Genomic DNA, 15,466 nt, shown 5'->3' on the forward strand with positions numbered 1-15,466 from the left:
CAGCCGAGCGGGAGCAAGCTCCCTCGCCACAAAGTGTGTTCGGCACATTATTTGGCTACACAAAAACAAGAGGATTTTTTCATGGCTAAAATCGGATTTATCGGCACCGGCATCATGGGCCACCCAATGGCGGCGAACCTGCAGAAAGCCGGTCACAGCCTGTTCCTGTCGGCACACCACGACGCCGCGCCTGCCGATCTGGTCGCTGCTGGCGCCGTTGCCCTGGCGAACCCGAAAGAAGTCGCCCAGGAAGCTGAATTCATCATCGTCATGGTGCCGGATACCCCGCAGGTCGATGACGTGCTGTTCCGCGCCGACGGCATTGCCGCGGGTATCGGCAAAGGCAAAGTCGTGATCGACATGAGCTCGATTTCGCCGACCGCCACCAAGGCTTTCGCGGCCAAGATCAACGAGAAAGGCGCGCAATACCTCGACGCCCCGGTGTCCGGCGGTGAAGTTGGCGCCAAGGCTGCGACCCTGAGCATCATGGTCGGCGGCGATGCCGATGCCTTCGAACGCGCCTTGCCGCTGTTCCAGGCAATGGGCAAGAACATCACCCTGGTTGGTGGTAACGGCGACGGTCAGACCGCGAAAGTGGCGAACCAGATCATCGTTGCGCTGAACATCCAGGCAGTGGCCGAAGCCCTGCTGTTCGCGGCGAAGAACGGTGCCGACCCAGCCAAGGTGCGTGAAGCACTGATGGGCGGTTTCGCTTCGTCGAAGATCCTCGAAGTGCACGGCGAGCGCATGATCAAGGGCACCTTTGATCCAGGCTTCCGCATCAGCCTGCACCAGAAGGACCTGAACCTGGCCCTGCAAGGTGCCAAGGAACTGAACATCAATCTGCCGAACACCGCCAACGCCCAGCAAGTGTTCAGCACCTGCGCGGCCATCGGTGGCAGCAACTGGGACCACTCGGCGCTGATCAAGGGCCTGGAACACATGGCGAATTTCTCGATTCGCGATAAGAACTAATCCTGCCCCGCCGCTCGTTCCCACGCTCTGCGTGGGAATGCAGCCCGGGACGCTCTGCGTCCCAAAGCGGACGCAGAGCGTCCATTGAGGCATTCCCACGCAGAGCGTGGGAACGATCATCAGCATTAACCAAGAACAATAAGATTGGGAGCCCGCCATGTCGGTCGATCCGCAACAACTGCTGCGCGAGCTGTTTGCCACAGCCATCGACGCGGCGCATCCGCAGCAAGTCCTCGAAGCTCATTTGCCTGCCGACCGCAGTGGTCGAGTGATCGTCATCGGTGCCGGTAAAGCCGCAGCCGCCATGGCCCAGGTGGTCGAACGCTGCTGGCAGGGTGAAGTCTCCGGTCTGGTGGTGACCCGTTACGGTCACGGCGCCCCCTGCGAAAAAATCGAAGTGGTCGAAGCCGCACACCCCGTGCCTGACGCGGCCGGTCAAGCCGTGGCCAAGCGCGTATTCGAACTGGTCAGCAACCTGACGGAAACCGACCGGGTGATCTTCCTGCTCTCCGGTGGCGGCTCAGCCCTTCTGGCACTGCCGGCCGAGGGCATCACCCTGGCCGACAAGCAATCGATCAACAAAGCCCTGCTCAAATCCGGCGCAACCATTGGCGAGATGAACTGCGTGCGCAAGCACCTCTCGGCGATCAAAGGTGGACGGCTGGGCAAAGCCTGCTGGCCGGCCACTGTTTATACCTACGCGATTTCCGATGTGCCGGGCGACCTCGCCACGGTCATCGCCTCCGGCCCTACCGTGGCCGACCCGAGTACGTCCGCCGAAGCGCTGGCGATCCTCAAGCGCTACCACATCGAAGTACCGGCCTCGGTGCGCACCTGGCTGCAAAGTCCGGAGTCGGAAACGGTCAAGCCTGGCGATCCGAGCCTGGCCCGCAGCCATTTCCAGTTGATCGCCCGCCCGCAGCAGTCACTGGAAGCGGCGGCCGTGAAATGCCGTCAGGCCGGCTTCAGCCCGCTGATCCTCGGCGACCTGGAAGGTGAATCCCGAGACGTGGCGAAGGTCCACGCCGGCATCGCCCGGCAGATCGTCCTGCACGGCCAACCGCTGGCGGCGCCCTGCGTGATTCTTTCCGGCGGCGAAACCACCGTCACCGTGCGCGGCAACGGCCGTGGCGGACGCAACGCCGAGTTCCTGCTCAGCCTGACCGACAGCCTCAAAGGCCTGCCCGGCGTCTACGCGCTGGCCGGTGACACCGATGGCATCGATGGTTCCGAAGACAACGCCGGCGCCATCATGACCCCCGACAGCTACGCCCGCGCCGCCGCCCTTGGCTTGAGCGCCAGCGACGAGTTGGACAACAACAATGGCTATGGCTACTTCGAGGCGCTCGACGCATTGATCGTCACCGAGCCGACCCGTACCAATGTCAACGACTTCCGCGCCATCCTGATCCTCGAGAGCCCAACATCATGACGCCTGATAAAAAGGTCAAAATCCTCGCCACCCTCGGCCCGGCCATCGACGGTATCGACGACATCCGCGAGTTGGTGCTGGCGGGGGTCAACATCTTCCGCCTGAACTTCAGCCACGGCGATCACGCCGACCATGCCCAGCGCTACCAGTGGATCCGCGAGGTCGAGCGCCAGTTGAATTACCCGCTGGGGATCCTGATGGACCTGCAAGGCCCGAAACTGCGGGTCGGCAAGTTCGCCGAGGGCAAGGTGCAACTGGTGCGCGGCCAGGCCCTGCGCCTGGACCTGGATACCACGCCAGGCGATGAGCGCCGGGTCAACCTGCCACATCCGGAGATCATTGCGGCGCTGGAGCCGGGCATGGACCTGCTGCTGGACGACGGCAAGCTGCGCCTGCGGGTGGTCACCAAGTACGCCGACGCCATCGACACCACGGTGCTCAATGGCGGCGAACTGTCGGATCGCAAAGGGGTGAACGTGCCGCAAGCAGTGCTCGACCTGAGTCCGCTGACCGCCAAGGATCGTCGCGATCTGAGTTTCGGCCTGGAGTTGGGTGTGGACTGGGTGGCGCTGTCGTTCGTACAGCGCCCGGACGACATCCGCGAAGCCCGTACACTGATCGGCGATAAAGCGTTCCTGATGGCCAAGATCGAGAAACCTTCGGCGGTTGAACAACTGCGGGAAATCGCCGAGTTGAGCGACGCGATCATGGTCGCGCGCGGCGACCTGGGCGTGGAAGTCCCGGCGGAAAGCGTGCCGCAGATCCAGAAAAACATCATCAGCACCTGCCGCGAACTCGGTAAACCGGTGGTGGTGGCCACGCAAATGCTGGAGTCGATGCGCTTCTCACCGGCCCCGACCCGCGCCGAGGTTACCGACGTGGCCAACGCCGTAGCCGAAGGTGCGGACGCGGTGATGCTGTCGGCGGAAACGGCGTCTGGCGAATACCCGCTCGAAGCCGTGCAGATGATGAGCAAGATCATCCGCCAAGTGGAAAACGGCCCTGACTATCAGGCACAACTCGACGTCAGCCGCCCGAAAGCCGAGGCCACGGTTTCCGATGCCATCAGTTGCGCGATCCGCCGGATCAGCAACGTATTGCCGGTGGCGGTATTGGTGAATTACAGCGAGTCGGGCACTTCGAGTTTGCGCGCTGCGCGTGAACGGCCGACCGTGCCGATCCTCAACCTGACACCGAACCTGCAAACCGCTCGTCGCCTGACCGTGGCCTGGGGTGTGCACTCGGTAGTCAACGATCGCCTGCGTCAGGTCGATGAAGTCTGCTCCACAGCGCTGGAGATCGCCCAGGCCCAAGGAATGGCGCAGCGCGGCGACACGTTGTTGATCACTGCGGGTGTGCCGTTTGGGCAGCCGGGGTCGACTAACTCCTTGCGCATCGAAACATTGATTTAAAGATCAACGCCTGTGGCGCGGGAGCTCGCTCCCGCTCGGCTGCGCAGCAGTCGTCGCTTTGATGACGGGTTCCACAGAGAAACCGCATTGAGCGAGTTGGGCTGCTTCGCAGCCCAGCGGGAGCGAGCTCCCTCGCCACAAAGTTCGTGCAAGACCTTGGTTTTTCCCACTGCCCTAGACTTCATCATGCCTGCCAATCACTTCAATACCCACTGCCCCGACTGGGCCGAAGCCTTGCTCAACGGCTTCAGCCAGATTTTCCTCCAGCGCAATCCGCTGTGCGGTTTGCTGATTCTTTCAGCCATCCTGTTCACCGCCCCGGCCCTGCTTGGCGGAGCAATGCTTGGCGGCGTCGCCGGTTTGCTCACCGCGCAACGCCGCAACTATGCCAAGGCTGATCGCCAGGCCGGGTTGTTCAGCTACAACGGCGTGCTGCTCGGTCTGCTGCTGAGCCTGTATTTCCCTTGGTCGGCGCTGATGCCGCCGCTGATTCTGGCCGCTGGAGGCCTGAGCGCAATGATCACGCAACAGTGGATCAAGCGCGTGCGACTCAGCCAGTACCTGCCCGCCTACACCACGCCCTTCGTCGTGCTGGGCTGGCTGCTGCTGTGTTTCGCGACACCGTCGACAACAGCGCACTTGATCGAAGTCAGCCCGCTGAACATGCTGGCCGCACCGCTCAAAGGCATTGGCCAGGTGATGTTCCTCGGTCATCCGCTGGCAGGTGCGATGATTGCAGCCGGATTGCTGATCGCTGATCGCCGTGCGTTCTGTTGGGCATTGCTGGCCTCTGTCGCGGGCATGGGCTGGAGCATGTTGAATCATGATTTCTACAATGCGTTGCTCGGCCTCGGTGGATACAACGCCGTACTCGCCGCCCTCGCCCTCAGCTCGCAACGCCAGCACCCGTGGCTGCCGCTGGTCGGCATCGGACTGGCGCTGCTGCTGACACCGATGTTTGCCGCCGCCGGCATGCCGACGCTGACCGCGCCATTCATCCTTGCCTGCTGGCTGGTTGGCAGTGTTGCGCAAATATTTGCCAAGGCCACTGTCCCCCATACGCCTTGCACTCTGGAGGAGAATCAACCTAGGCTGCGCTGATCATCGAGTCAGGCGTTTTCCATGAACAGCAGCAAAAATTGGCGTGAAGACCTTTACGTCATGATTTTCCAGAGCGACACCAAGGCCGGCCGGCGTTTCGACGGCATTCTGCTGTTGATCATCCTCGCCAGCCTGGTGGTCGTGATGCTCGACAGCATCGACAGCATTCACAAAAACTACGCCGATGTACTTGCCTATATCGAGTGGGGTTTTACGGTCATTTTCCTCGGCGAATACATCCTGCGCCTGTACTGCTCACCCAAGCCTTTGCGCTATGCCTTCAGTTTTTACGGGCTGGTGGATCTGCTGGCGATCGTGCCCGGGATCCTCGCGCTGTATTACGCCGATGCGCAGTACCTGCTGATCATCCGGATCATTCGGATGCTGCGGATCTTCCGCGTGCTCAAGCTCAGTCCTTACCTCAAGCAAGCCAACTACTTGATGTCGGCGTTGCGTGGCAGCAAGCAGAAGATCGTGGTGTTTCTGGTCAGTGTCTGCACACTGGTGACGGTGTTCGGCACGCTGATGTACGTGATCGAAGGTCCGGAACATGGCTTTACCAGCATTCCCAAAGGCATCTATTGGGCGATTGTGACCCTGACCACCGTGGGGTTCGGTGACATCGTGCCGAAAACCCCGCTGGGCCAGGTGGTTTCGTCGCTGGTGATGATCACCGGTTACTCGATCATTGCCGTGCCCACCGGGATTTTCACCGCCGAATTGGCCAACGCCATGCGCGGCGAACAGCTGCAACATGATTGCCCGGTGTGCCGGAAAAACAGCCACGAACACGGTGCCGCCTTCTGCTCCCGTTGTGGCAACGCGCTGTTCAAAAAAATGGAATAAGCAAAGTGCTTTTTAATCTTTAAAGGCCTATGCGAGCCCGGCTATAGTCGCTGGCAAATTGCCTCTCATTTTTAATAGAACAAGGAATTCGCAGTGAAAAAACTCTTTGGCGCTTCATTCCTGGCGGCTGGCCTGGCCCTGTCTAGCGTGGTTCAGGCTGCACCGACCCTGCTCAACGTTTCCTACGACGTGATGCGCGATTTCTACAAGGACTACAACACTGCGTTCCAGAAGCACTGGCAAGCCGAGCACAACGAAAACATCACTCTGCAAATGTCGTTCGGCGGTTCCAGCAAACAGGCGCGCTCAGTCATCGATGGTTTGCCGGCTGACGTGATCACCATGAACATGGCCACCGACATCAACGCCCTGGCGGACAACGGCAAACTGGTGCCGGACAACTGGGTCACCCGCCTGCCGAACAACAGTGCACCGTTCACTTCAGCCACGGTGTTCATCGTGCGCAAGGGCAACCCGAAAGCCCTGAAAGACTGGCCGGACTTGCTCAAGGATGGCGTGCAAGTCATCGTGCCGAACCCGAAAACTTCCGGTAACGGTCGCTACACCTACCTGTCGGCGTGGGGCTATGTGCTGAAAAACGGCGGCGACGAAAACAAGGCCAAAGACTTCGTCGGCAAGCTGTTCAAGCAAGCGCCTGTACTGGACACCGGTGGCCGCGCCGCTACGACGACGTTCATGACCAACCAGATCGGCGACGTGCTGGTGACCTTTGAAAACGAAGCGGAAATGATCGCCCGCGAATTCGGCCGCGACCAGTTCGAAGTGATCTACCCAAGCGTCTCCGCTGAAGCCGAGCCACCGGTGTCCGTGGTCGACAAAACCGTCGACAAGAAAGGCACCCGCGCCGCTGCCGAGGAATACCTGAAATACCTGTGGTCGCCGCAAGGCCAGGAAATCGCAGCGGCCAACTACCTGCGTCCGCGCGACCCGGCCGTGCTGGCCAAATACACCGACCGCTTCCCGAAAGTCGACTTCCTGTCGGTGGAAAAGACCTTCGGTGACTGGCGCACCGTGCAGAAAACCCACTTCAATGATGGCGGTGTTTTCGACCAGATTTATGCTCCGTAAACCTTGAGTTCGGGCCCCAAAAAAAGGCGACCCGGGCAGGTCGCCTTTTTGCCTTTTATAGAACGCAAGCCCGTCTCTCATTCCGCAATGGAATGACTACTATCACTGCAATCCCTCTTCCGCCGTTTCGGCCAGGCCCTTACCCTGCGCGCATCCCCTCTGTACTAAGAGACACATTATGAAACCCGCGACCCAGGTGCCTCACGGCACCGCGACAATGACCCGAGGCATGGTGCTGCTGTTCGCCTTCTGTTGCGGCGCCATTGTCGCCAACATCTACTATGCCCAACCGATCATCGGCCTGATTGCTCCAGACATCGGCCTGACCAACACCATGGCCAGCCTGATCGTTTCGCTGACCCAGATCGGCTATGCGTTGGGCCTGTTTTTCCTGGTGCCCTTGGGCGATCTCCTGGAAAATCGCCGGCTGATGATCATCACCACACTGATAGCGATTGCCAGCCTGCTGGGCGCGGCGTTCACCGATCAGCCGAACGTGTTTTTGCTGATTTCGCTGCTGGTGGGGTTCAGTTCGGTATCGGTACAGATCCTGATTCCACTGGCCGCGCATCTGGCGCCGGAAGAGTCTCGCGGGCGCGTGGTCGGCGGGATCATGGGTGGTTTGTTGCTGGGGATTTTGCTGGCCCGACCGGTTTCCAGTGTCGTCGCCGACCATTTCGGCTGGCGAGCGATGTTCGTGATCGCGGCGATCTTGATGGCCGCGATCAGCATTGTCCTGGCGGTGACCATTCCCAAGCGCCAGCCTAATCACAGCGCGTCCTACGGCCAACTGCTGGGTTCGTTGTGGACGCTGTTGCGTCGGCAGCCGGTGTTGCGTCAACGAGCGTTTTATCAGGGTTGCATGTTCGCCACGTTCAGCCTGTTCTGGACTGCCGTGCCGCTGGAACTGGCGCGCAACCATGGACTGTCGCAAAGCCAGATCGCGATCTTCGCCCTGGTTGGAGCCATCGGCGCCATCGCCGCGCCCATCGCTGGTCGTCTCGCCGACGCCGGGCATACTCGCATTGCTTCGCTGTTGGCGTTGCTGTTCGCCAGCCTGAGCTTTTTGCCCGCGTTCATCCACCCGATCTACAGCGTCATCGGCCTCGCCGTGACCGGGGTGCTGCTGGATTTCTGCGTACAGATGAACATGGTCCTCGGCCAGCGCGCGGTCTACGCCCTCGATGCAAAAAGCCGCAGTCGCCTGAATGCGTTGTACATGACCAGCATCTTCATCGGCGGCGCATTCGGCTCTTCGGTGGCCAGCCCGGTGTACGAACACGGAGGCTGGTTGTGGATTGTGATTGTCGGCAGTGCGTTTGCGTTGTTGGCGCTGGCGCGGTTTCTGTGTGTTTCGCAGAAAGTCGCGTTGGCGACGGCTTAGTTTCAGAACATCCAGAGCAGGCTCGCGCCCACAAGTCATGGGTGAACACTGAGGGAGCGAGCCTGCTCTCGATTGCCGTGCAGTTGAAAATACTTATTGCCGAACCAGCTTCTCCAGCGCCGCATCCGCCAGAAATGACGAGCGGCTTTTGACATTGTGCTCACGCACATAGCGGTCGATACGCTGGATCACATAGCCGGGCAAGGTGACATTGACCTTCTCGGTTTTGCCCATGTAAGGCGAGATGTCCAGTTCCAGCATGCCCCAGCCCATGTCGGCGAATTCCGGATTGGCACGATGCATCGCCGCCGAAGTCGGCATCGGAATCGTTTCTCCGTCTGCGGCTATTTCCTGCAGCATGATGTGGGCAATTTCAACAGCAGCGTTGTAAGCATCTTCAAAGGTATCCCCGGCCGTGACCGCTCCGGGAATATCGGGGATCTGAATACCGATGGCAGTGTTCTCGTCGCCCCATTCGATACAGATTGGATATTGCATTATGGATCTCCTGTGTAACTGGCTGGCGGGCAAAACAGCCCGGCTCGCCTCCTGATGCTCTTGACCGTTCCCAGGGGTAAAGCCTTTTTCGGATGGGGAACGGGAATCGTGTATGGGTTGAAACGGTGAGTGAAGATGTGATGACTGCCAGTGACCCGATCCAGTGTCCAACCCGCCTCCATCATTTCCTTGATCAATAGCCTGCTCTACACCACCCGCCTCCTTGCTTCGGCCCAATCAAAAGTAACCCTAGAGTTATCTTTACTCAAGCACAAAAACGCCAGACGCGACGCTCGGCTGTTTTACAAAGTGTGTTATCCGACGCTTCTTCCTTTCCGGCAGAAAGCGGCGTGGCCGGTTACGCCAAAGCCTGCCCCGATTACACTCAATGACCAGGGCCTGACCGATAGGCGACTATCGCCAGCAGGTTCGCTTGTGCATTGAATCTCTAAAAGGACTACCGATGGATCGCCTGGGCGCAATGGAAACCTTTGTCTACGTGGTGGAAACCGGGTCGTTTTCCGCAGCGGCCAGACGCCTGAATATCGGTCAGCCCGCCGTGTCGAAAATCATCGCGCAACTCGAATCGCGGCTGGCGGTGCGACTGTTGTTGCGTTCCACCCGGGGCCTGGCGCCCACCGAGGCCGGGCTGGCATTCTTCGAGCGGGCCAAACGCGCCCTCGAAGAAGCCGATGAGGCAGAGGCCGCCGCCCGCGGTGCGGCCCGCGGACTGACTGGCAATCTGCGTGCCTGCACTGCGGTGACGTTCGGCCGAATACATATCGTGCCGTACCTTGGGCCATTTCTTGAGCAGAACCCGGAACTGAACATTGACCTGATGCTCGATGATCGCAACGTCAATCTGGTGGAAGAAGGCGTTGATGTCGCTCTGCGAATGGGCACCTTGAGCGACTCGGGGCTCACCGCGCGCAAGATCGCCGAATGTCGGCGCGTCGTGCTGGGTACACCGGCGTACTTCGAAAAACACCCTGAACCCACTTGTCCATCAGACCTGTGCAATCATCAGGCAATCGTCTACACCCTGGGCGGCAGCGCCAACTGGCTGTTCAAAAGGGCTGGAGAGGAGCAATCGGTGATCATCAATGGCCGCCTGCGCATCAGCGCCGCAGAAGGATTGCGTGCGGCCGTACTGTCCCATCAAGGGCTGACCATGGCGTCGCAGTGGATGTTCGCGCCGGAGCTGGCCAGCGGTGCGGTCCGTGAAGTCATGCACGAATGGACCTTGCCCAATCAGGACCTGTGGGCCGTGTTCCCCACCGGCAGAATGGCCAGCGCCAAGGCGCGGGCGTTTGTGGAATATGTGCAGGGATTGTTGATGACACAGGCCAGTGCCCATCGATGACGGGGCGAAGCTTTTACCGAAATTCAACCGAGGTAGACCCGGCCGCCAGCATCATGCCCATGCGGATTGCTCATCAATGCATTCAAGCAAGCGCGTCACTGTATTTTCCAAGGCTCCGGAATTGTCGAGTATCCGCAAGGTCGGGTCGTTGTCGGCAAGGACACGCTTGTTGAAACGGGCATTGCGCGCCAGTCGCGCATCGATTTCCGCCACGGATTCGCGCCCTCGGGCCAACAAACGTGCACGCAACACGGTTTGGTCCACGGTCAGCAGCACCACGTGCATGTTCGGATAACGCGCGCGAGCGTTCTGCAAGTGCCCGCGCGAGCCGTTGACCAGCACGTCATTGCCAGCGGCCAGCCAATCGTCGATTTCCCGCGGGATGCCATACGAGAGGCCATTGGCATGCCAGCTCAAGGCAAACGCACCCTGTGCTTCCATCTCGGCGAACTGCTGCGTGCTGACGCCCAGCGCCGCTTCACCCAGCGCTTCGGCCGAACGTGTGATCACGCGTCGAACGATGCGGCAGCCACGTTCGGCCAGCCGCGCGCGCGCAGCATCCAACAGGCTGTCCTTGCCCGAACCGGAAGGTCCGATGAGATAGATCAACCTGCCTGACATCAACATACCCTCGGCATTGGTCGTTTATTGGTAAGGCCACTGGCAAACGGTCCTGACCGTGCATTGTTCGACGATGGCGCAACGGTTTCAACGGCCATAAAAAAGGCGACCTCGACGGTCGCCTTTTGCATCATTGCCCGAACTGCCGGCCCAAACCACCCGGCACCCCTTGGATATCCGTTTCCTCCCAAGGCCCTTTCGGACTGATCGAACGGCTCCAGCCATTATCCCAACGGTAATAGGTCCGCTGGCGATAAAAGGTATTGGGCTGATCATCCAGCACATAAACCCCAAGCTTGGGATCCCAGTGACTGTTGCCCCCGGGCGGCGGCGCGAAACTGGCGGAAGTGCGAGGCAACGGTTTGGCTGGCTTGGCCGGCGTCGTCGGTTTGCTCGGCACGGTAGTCGGTGCAGGCTTGGTACTTGGCTGCGACGGCGGAATCCGTGACGGCGCCGGCTGCTCCATCGGAGGCCGTTGAACCGCACAAGCGCTCAGCCCTAAAACAACGCTGAGCAGGGTAATTCGAGCGATGGCGGTCATGTTTGCATTCCTGTTATTTGTCCGGGCTGTCGATGGTCAGTTTTTGCGGCGCTGTCGTGCTGCTGGACAGTGGCTGGCTGCGACCGATCCACTCGCCAGCCGTTGGTTGGCCGGCGCGGGAGATGCGCGCAACCAGTTGGACTTCAGGGAAGTTCGACAGTTTCAACTGCGGCATCATTGCGTCGGCATCGCCCAGTTCGACGGTTGCCGGCAGGTCGGCCACGGTCAGGCGCTTGGCTGCCAATGGCGCGGGTGGGCCGGAAGTGGCGCGGGCGAAGATGAACACGCTGTCACCGGGCTGCACCTTGGCCTTGAGCTCCGGAGCCAGATCGACACTGACCTTGAGCAATGCCGATGCCTTGGCCGCTGGCGCCTTGGCCACCTGACCACCGCTGGCGACCAGTTTCTCGGTGGCGCGGGTAATTCCGCCTTGCAGCGCGATCCGCGATTTATCGTCCGCAGGCAATTGCTCCAGCAGGCGATTCCAGTAATCGACCGCTTGCTGGTAACGCTCGCCTTCGAACGCCGCGATGCCCAACAATCCGAGACTGGTGACTTCTTTCGGATCGGCTTTCAACGCTTCGTCAGTCAACGCCTGGATCTTGTCCGACCACTGCTTGCCATCCGCGAAGTACAAGGCCTGCGCCCACTGCCCCAACAATTCGGGCTGACGTCCGGCCAGGTTCACAGTGCGCTCGAAAATTTTCGCTGCATCGGCCGGACGATCCTGAGTCATATACGTACGGCCAAGGAAATACAGCGCCTCAGCAGAGTCTGGCTGTGCCGCGACTGCACGCTCCAGACGCTGGGTCATTTCTTCCATCGACTTCGGTGCCTGGGAGAATTCCCGGGTCAACTCGACTTTGTCGCTGGCACCGAAATGCAGGTACAAAGCCAAGCCCAGCACGGGGACCAGGATCGCCGCCAACAGCGGTGCCGGTTTGCCCAGACGCGAGACACGCGGCGCGGCAACGCCCTCGGTGTCGGCGAGTAATTCACGGGCTGCTTCGGCGCGGCCGGCAGCCATTTGCGCGGCGTCGAGTACGCCCTCTTCCTGCTGAGTCTGCAACTCAGCCACGCGCTCCTGATACAGCGCCACGTTCAGGGCGGTACGATCCTCTTCGAGCTGGGCGCGACGACTGCGCAGAATGGGGATCAGCAGAAAACTCAGGGCCACCAGTAGGAGCAGACCTGCAGCGAGCCAGAAATCAATCATTCTTGGTTTTTATCCAACAGTTGATCGAGGCGCTTGCGCTCCTCGGCAGAAAGCGAGCCCGGGGCATCGGCGCGTTGCACACGACGACGGCGGACAATCACCGCGATGATCACCAAACCACCCAGCAGCAGGCCGGCAGGGCCGAACCAGAGCAAGGCGGTCTTGGCGTTGAGGGCGGGTTTGTAACGGACGAAATCACCGTAGCGATCGACCATGAAGTCGATGATCTGCTGGTTGTCCTTGCCCTCGCCAAGCATGCGGAAAATTTCTTTGCGCAAGTCAGCGGCGATCGGTGCGTTGGAATCGGCAATGTCCTGGTTCTGGCACTTGGGGCAACGCAACTCCTTGGTCAGTTCGCGAAAACGCTCGCGGTCGCCTTCCTTGGCGAACTCGTAGGTGTCGATGGCGGCATGGGCCACACCGGCCATGCTCAGGCCCAGGACAACGGCGGCGATCCAACGCTTCATGGCTTGGCCTCGTCGACCAGCGCCTGATACTTGGCCGCCAGTTTTTCACGCCAGACTTGCTCGTCGATCACGCCGACGAACTTGTCGCGGATGATGCCCTTGGCGTCGATGAAGAAGGTTTCCGGAGCGCCGTAAACACCGAGGTTCAGGCCCAGGGTGCCGGCGTCGTCGCGGATGTCCAGTTGGTACGGGTTGTGGAATTCCGCCAGCCACTTCAAGGCATCGGCGTTGACGTCCTTGTAGTTGATGCCGTAGATCACCACGCCCTTCTCGGCCAGTTTGTTCAGCACCGGGTGCTCGACCCGGCAGGAAATGCACCAGGTGCCCCAGACGTTGACCAGCGCCGGCTTACCGAGAATGTCGGCGCGGGTCAGGGTTTTATCGCCCTGCACCGCTGGCAGGGAAAACTCCGGGAACGGCTTGCCAATCATGGCCGAAGGCAGCTCGGCCGGGTCCAGGTACAAACCGCGATAGAGGAACACCGCCACCAGCAGAAAAATCGCCAGCGGCAACAACATTAACCAACGCTTCATGCAGTGGCTCCCGACATGCCCAGTGCTTCACGCACGCGGCTTTTGACCTTGACGCGATAACGCCGATCCAGCGCCGCCAGCAACCCGCCCAGGCCCGTGAGCAAGCCACCGAACCAGATCCAGCGCACGAACGGTTTGACGTGCACGCGCACCGCCCAGGCGCCATCGCCCAGCGGCTCGCCCAGTGCGACGTAAAGGTCACGGGTGAAACCGGCGTCGATCCCGGCTTCGGTCATTACCGAGTTCTGCACGGTGTAGAGGCGTTTTTCCGGATGCAGCACGCTGATTTCCTTGCCATCGCGGATCACCCGTACGGTGCCCTTGTCGGACGTGAAGTTCGGACCCTCAAAGTGCTTGGCGCCTTCGAACACGAACTGGTAACCGCCCAGGTCCATGGATTCACCCGGCGCCAGGCGCAGGTCGCGTTCGGCACTGTTCTGGCTCGACAACACCACACCCAGCGCACACACGGCAATCCCCAGGTGCGCCACCTGCATGCCCCAATAGCTGCGGGTCAGGGTTGGCAGGCCTTTGATCAGGCCTTTGTGGCGCGTCTTGTCGAAGATGTCACGCACGCCGGCCAGCAACACCCAGGCGGCGAGCATGAAGGTCGCCAGCACTGCCCAATTGAAATCACCGTAGGCAACGCCGGCCACCACCGCCAGCGCGGCACTGCCGAGCAGCACCGGGGTCAGCATGCTGACCAGCCATTTCACCGGGGTGTCTTTCCAACGCACGATCACGCCGACCGCCATCACCAGCATCAGCAACGCCATCAATGGAATGAACAGCGCGTTGAAGTACGGCGGGCCGACCGACAGCTTGGCGCCGGTCATGGCATCGAGAATCAACGGGTACAGCGTGCCGAGCAGGATCATCGACGCCGCCACCACCAGCACCAGGTTGTTACCCAGCAGCAAGGTTTCCCGGGACCACAGGTTGAAACCGACCTGACTCTTGACCACCGGTGCGCGCAAGGCGAACAGGGTCAGCGAACCGCCGACCACAAACAGCAGGAAGATCAGGATGAACACGCCGCGTTCCGGGTCGGAGGCGAAGGCGTGAACCGAGGTCAACACACCGGAACGCACGAGGAAAGTGCCCAACAGGCTCAACGAAAACGCAGCAATCGCCAGCAGCACGGTCCAGCTCTTGAACACGCCGCGTTTCTCGGTGACCGCCAGCGAGTGAATCAGCGCCGTGCCCACCAGCCAGGGCATGAACGAGGCGTTTTCCACCGGATCCCAGAACCACCAGCCGCCCCAGCCGAGTTCGTAGTAAGCCCACCACGAACCGAGGGTGATACCGATGCCAAGGAAAGCCCAGGCGACAATGGTCCACGGACGCGACCAACGCGCCCACGCCGCGTCGAGTCGCCCGCCCATCAACGCGGCGATGGCGAAAGCGAAGGCCACGGAGAAACCGACATAGCCCATGTACAGCATCGGCGGGTGCACGATCAGGCCGATGTCTTGCAGCAACGGGTTAAGGTCGGCGCCATCGCCGGGCACTTGCGGCAGGATGCGCTTGAACGGGTTCGACGTGAGAATCAGGAACAGCAGGAAACCGGTACTGATCATGCCCATCACCGCCAGGACGCGGGCCAGCATGACTTGCGGCAACTGCCGGGAGAACACTGAGACGGCGAAGGTCCAGCCGCCGAGGATCAAGGCCCACAACAGCAATGAACCTTCGTGGGCGCCCCACACCGCGCTGAACTTGTAATACCACGGCAACGCACTGTTGGAGTTATTGGCCACATAAGCCACGGAGAAGTCGTCGACCATGAAGGCGTAGGTCAGGCAACCGAAGGCGAACAGCAAGAACGCGAACTGCCCCCACGCGGCTGGCTGGGCCAGGCTCATCCAGAAACGGTCACCGCGCCAGGCACCGATCAACGGCACCACGGCTTGAACCAGAGCGAAACACAGGGCCAGGATCATGGCCAAATGACCAAGCTCGGGAATGAAGATGCCGGATGTCATGGA

Annotated in this window: 16 protein-coding genes; 8 read left to right on the forward strand and 8 right to left on the reverse strand. The window is 60.7% G+C overall.

Annotated features, from left to right (window positions below; genetic code table 11):
* Positions 1 to 81: 81 nt before the first annotated feature.
* The 7 genes from D8U69_RS26170 (at position 82) to D8U69_RS26200 (ending at position 8,239) form a co-directional block, all read left to right on the forward strand.
* Entirely contained in the window at positions 82 to 975 is an 894-nt protein-coding gene (locus D8U69_RS26170) for a 2-hydroxy-3-oxopropionate reductase (protein ID WP_130905241.1), read from the forward strand.
* A 157-nt stretch (positions 976 to 1,132) separates the two neighbouring features.
* Positions 1,133 to 2,407, forward strand: coding sequence for a glycerate kinase (locus D8U69_RS26175; RefSeq protein WP_056852978.1), 1,275 nt, complete (start codon positions 1,133 to 1,135; stop codon positions 2,405 to 2,407).
* Positions 2,404 to 3,819, forward strand: coding sequence for a pyruvate kinase (pyk, locus tag D8U69_RS26180; protein ID WP_056852979.1), 1,416 nt, complete (start codon positions 2,404 to 2,406; stop codon positions 3,817 to 3,819). Before D8U69_RS26175 ends, pyk begins: the two co-directional genes overlap by 4 nt.
* 186 nt (positions 3,820 to 4,005) lie before the next feature.
* Complete coding sequence (locus D8U69_RS26185; RefSeq protein WP_130908462.1) at positions 4,006 to 4,920, forward strand: urea transporter; 915 nt, start codon at positions 4,006 to 4,008, stop codon at positions 4,918 to 4,920.
* Between the two features lie 21 nt (positions 4,921 to 4,941).
* Complete coding sequence (locus tag D8U69_RS26190; RefSeq protein ID WP_056852981.1) at positions 4,942 to 5,766, forward strand: ion transporter; 825 nt, start codon at positions 4,942 to 4,944, stop codon at positions 5,764 to 5,766.
* 93 nt (positions 5,767 to 5,859) lie between these two features.
* Positions 5,860 to 6,855: a sulfate ABC transporter substrate-binding protein gene (locus D8U69_RS26195; RefSeq protein ID WP_130908463.1), complete on the forward strand. Its 996-nt coding sequence runs from the start codon at positions 5,860 to 5,862 to the stop codon at positions 6,853 to 6,855.
* 178 nt (positions 6,856 to 7,033) lie between these two features.
* On the forward strand, positions 7,034 to 8,239 hold the full coding sequence (locus tag D8U69_RS26200; protein WP_130908464.1) for an MFS transporter: 1,206 nt from the start codon (positions 7,034 to 7,036) through the stop codon (positions 8,237 to 8,239).
* 93 nt (positions 8,240 to 8,332) lie between these two features.
* Here D8U69_RS26200 and D8U69_RS26205 read toward each other — a convergent pair whose 3' ends face one another.
* Entirely contained in the window at positions 8,333 to 8,737 is a 405-nt protein-coding gene (locus D8U69_RS26205; RefSeq protein ID WP_056852984.1) for a type II toxin-antitoxin system HicB family antitoxin, read from the reverse strand.
* Positions 8,737 to 8,922 carry a type II toxin-antitoxin system HicA family toxin gene (locus tag D8U69_RS26210; protein WP_130905274.1) on the reverse strand — a complete coding sequence of 62 codons (186 nt, stop codon included), beginning with the start codon at positions 8,920 to 8,922 and terminating at the stop codon, positions 8,737 to 8,739. Before D8U69_RS26210 ends, D8U69_RS26205 begins: the two co-directional genes overlap by 1 nt.
* Positions 8,923 to 9,200: 278 nt before the next feature.
* Here D8U69_RS26210 and D8U69_RS26215 point away from each other — a divergent pair, with 278 nt between their 5' ends.
* Positions 9,201 to 10,100, forward strand: coding sequence for a LysR family transcriptional regulator (locus D8U69_RS26215; protein ID WP_130905237.1), 900 nt, complete (start codon positions 9,201 to 9,203; stop codon positions 10,098 to 10,100).
* Between the two features lie 51 nt (positions 10,101 to 10,151).
* Here D8U69_RS26215 and phnN read toward each other — a convergent pair whose 3' ends face one another.
* The 6 genes from phnN to D8U69_RS26245 form a co-directional block, all read right to left on the reverse strand.
* A complete protein-coding gene (phnN, locus tag D8U69_RS26220; RefSeq protein WP_130905236.1) occupies positions 10,152 to 10,721 on the reverse strand; it encodes a phosphonate metabolism protein/1,5-bisphosphokinase (PRPP-forming) PhnN in 570 nt (189 codons plus the stop codon).
* A gap of 130 nt (positions 10,722 to 10,851) precedes the next feature.
* Complete coding sequence (locus D8U69_RS26225) at positions 10,852 to 11,262, reverse strand: hypothetical protein (protein ID WP_130905235.1); 411 nt, start codon at positions 11,260 to 11,262, stop codon at positions 10,852 to 10,854.
* A 13-nt stretch (positions 11,263 to 11,275) separates the two neighbouring features.
* The gene (gene ccmI, locus D8U69_RS26230) at positions 11,276 to 12,478 is read right to left on the reverse strand and encodes a c-type cytochrome biogenesis protein CcmI (protein WP_056852988.1); all 1,203 of its coding nucleotides are present in this window, start codon (positions 12,476 to 12,478) and stop codon (positions 11,276 to 11,278) included.
* A complete protein-coding gene (locus tag D8U69_RS26235) occupies positions 12,475 to 12,945 on the reverse strand; it encodes a cytochrome c-type biogenesis protein (RefSeq protein ID WP_130908465.1) in 471 nt (156 codons plus the stop codon). Before D8U69_RS26235 ends, ccmI begins: the two co-directional genes overlap by 4 nt.
* Entirely contained in the window at positions 12,942 to 13,478 is a 537-nt protein-coding gene (locus tag D8U69_RS26240; protein ID WP_056852990.1) for a DsbE family thiol:disulfide interchange protein, read from the reverse strand. Before D8U69_RS26240 ends, D8U69_RS26235 begins: the two co-directional genes overlap by 4 nt.
* The gene (locus D8U69_RS26245) at positions 13,475 to 15,463 is read right to left on the reverse strand and encodes a heme lyase CcmF/NrfE family subunit (protein ID WP_130905234.1); all 1,989 of its coding nucleotides are present in this window, start codon (positions 15,461 to 15,463) and stop codon (positions 13,475 to 13,477) included. Before D8U69_RS26245 ends, D8U69_RS26240 begins: the two co-directional genes overlap by 4 nt.
* Between the last annotated feature and the right edge of the window lie 3 nt (positions 15,464 to 15,466).

This window comes from Pseudomonas sp. Sample_16, assembly GCF_004307665.1.
Taxonomy (GTDB): Bacteria; Pseudomonadota; Gammaproteobacteria; order Pseudomonadales; family Pseudomonadaceae; genus Aquipseudomonas.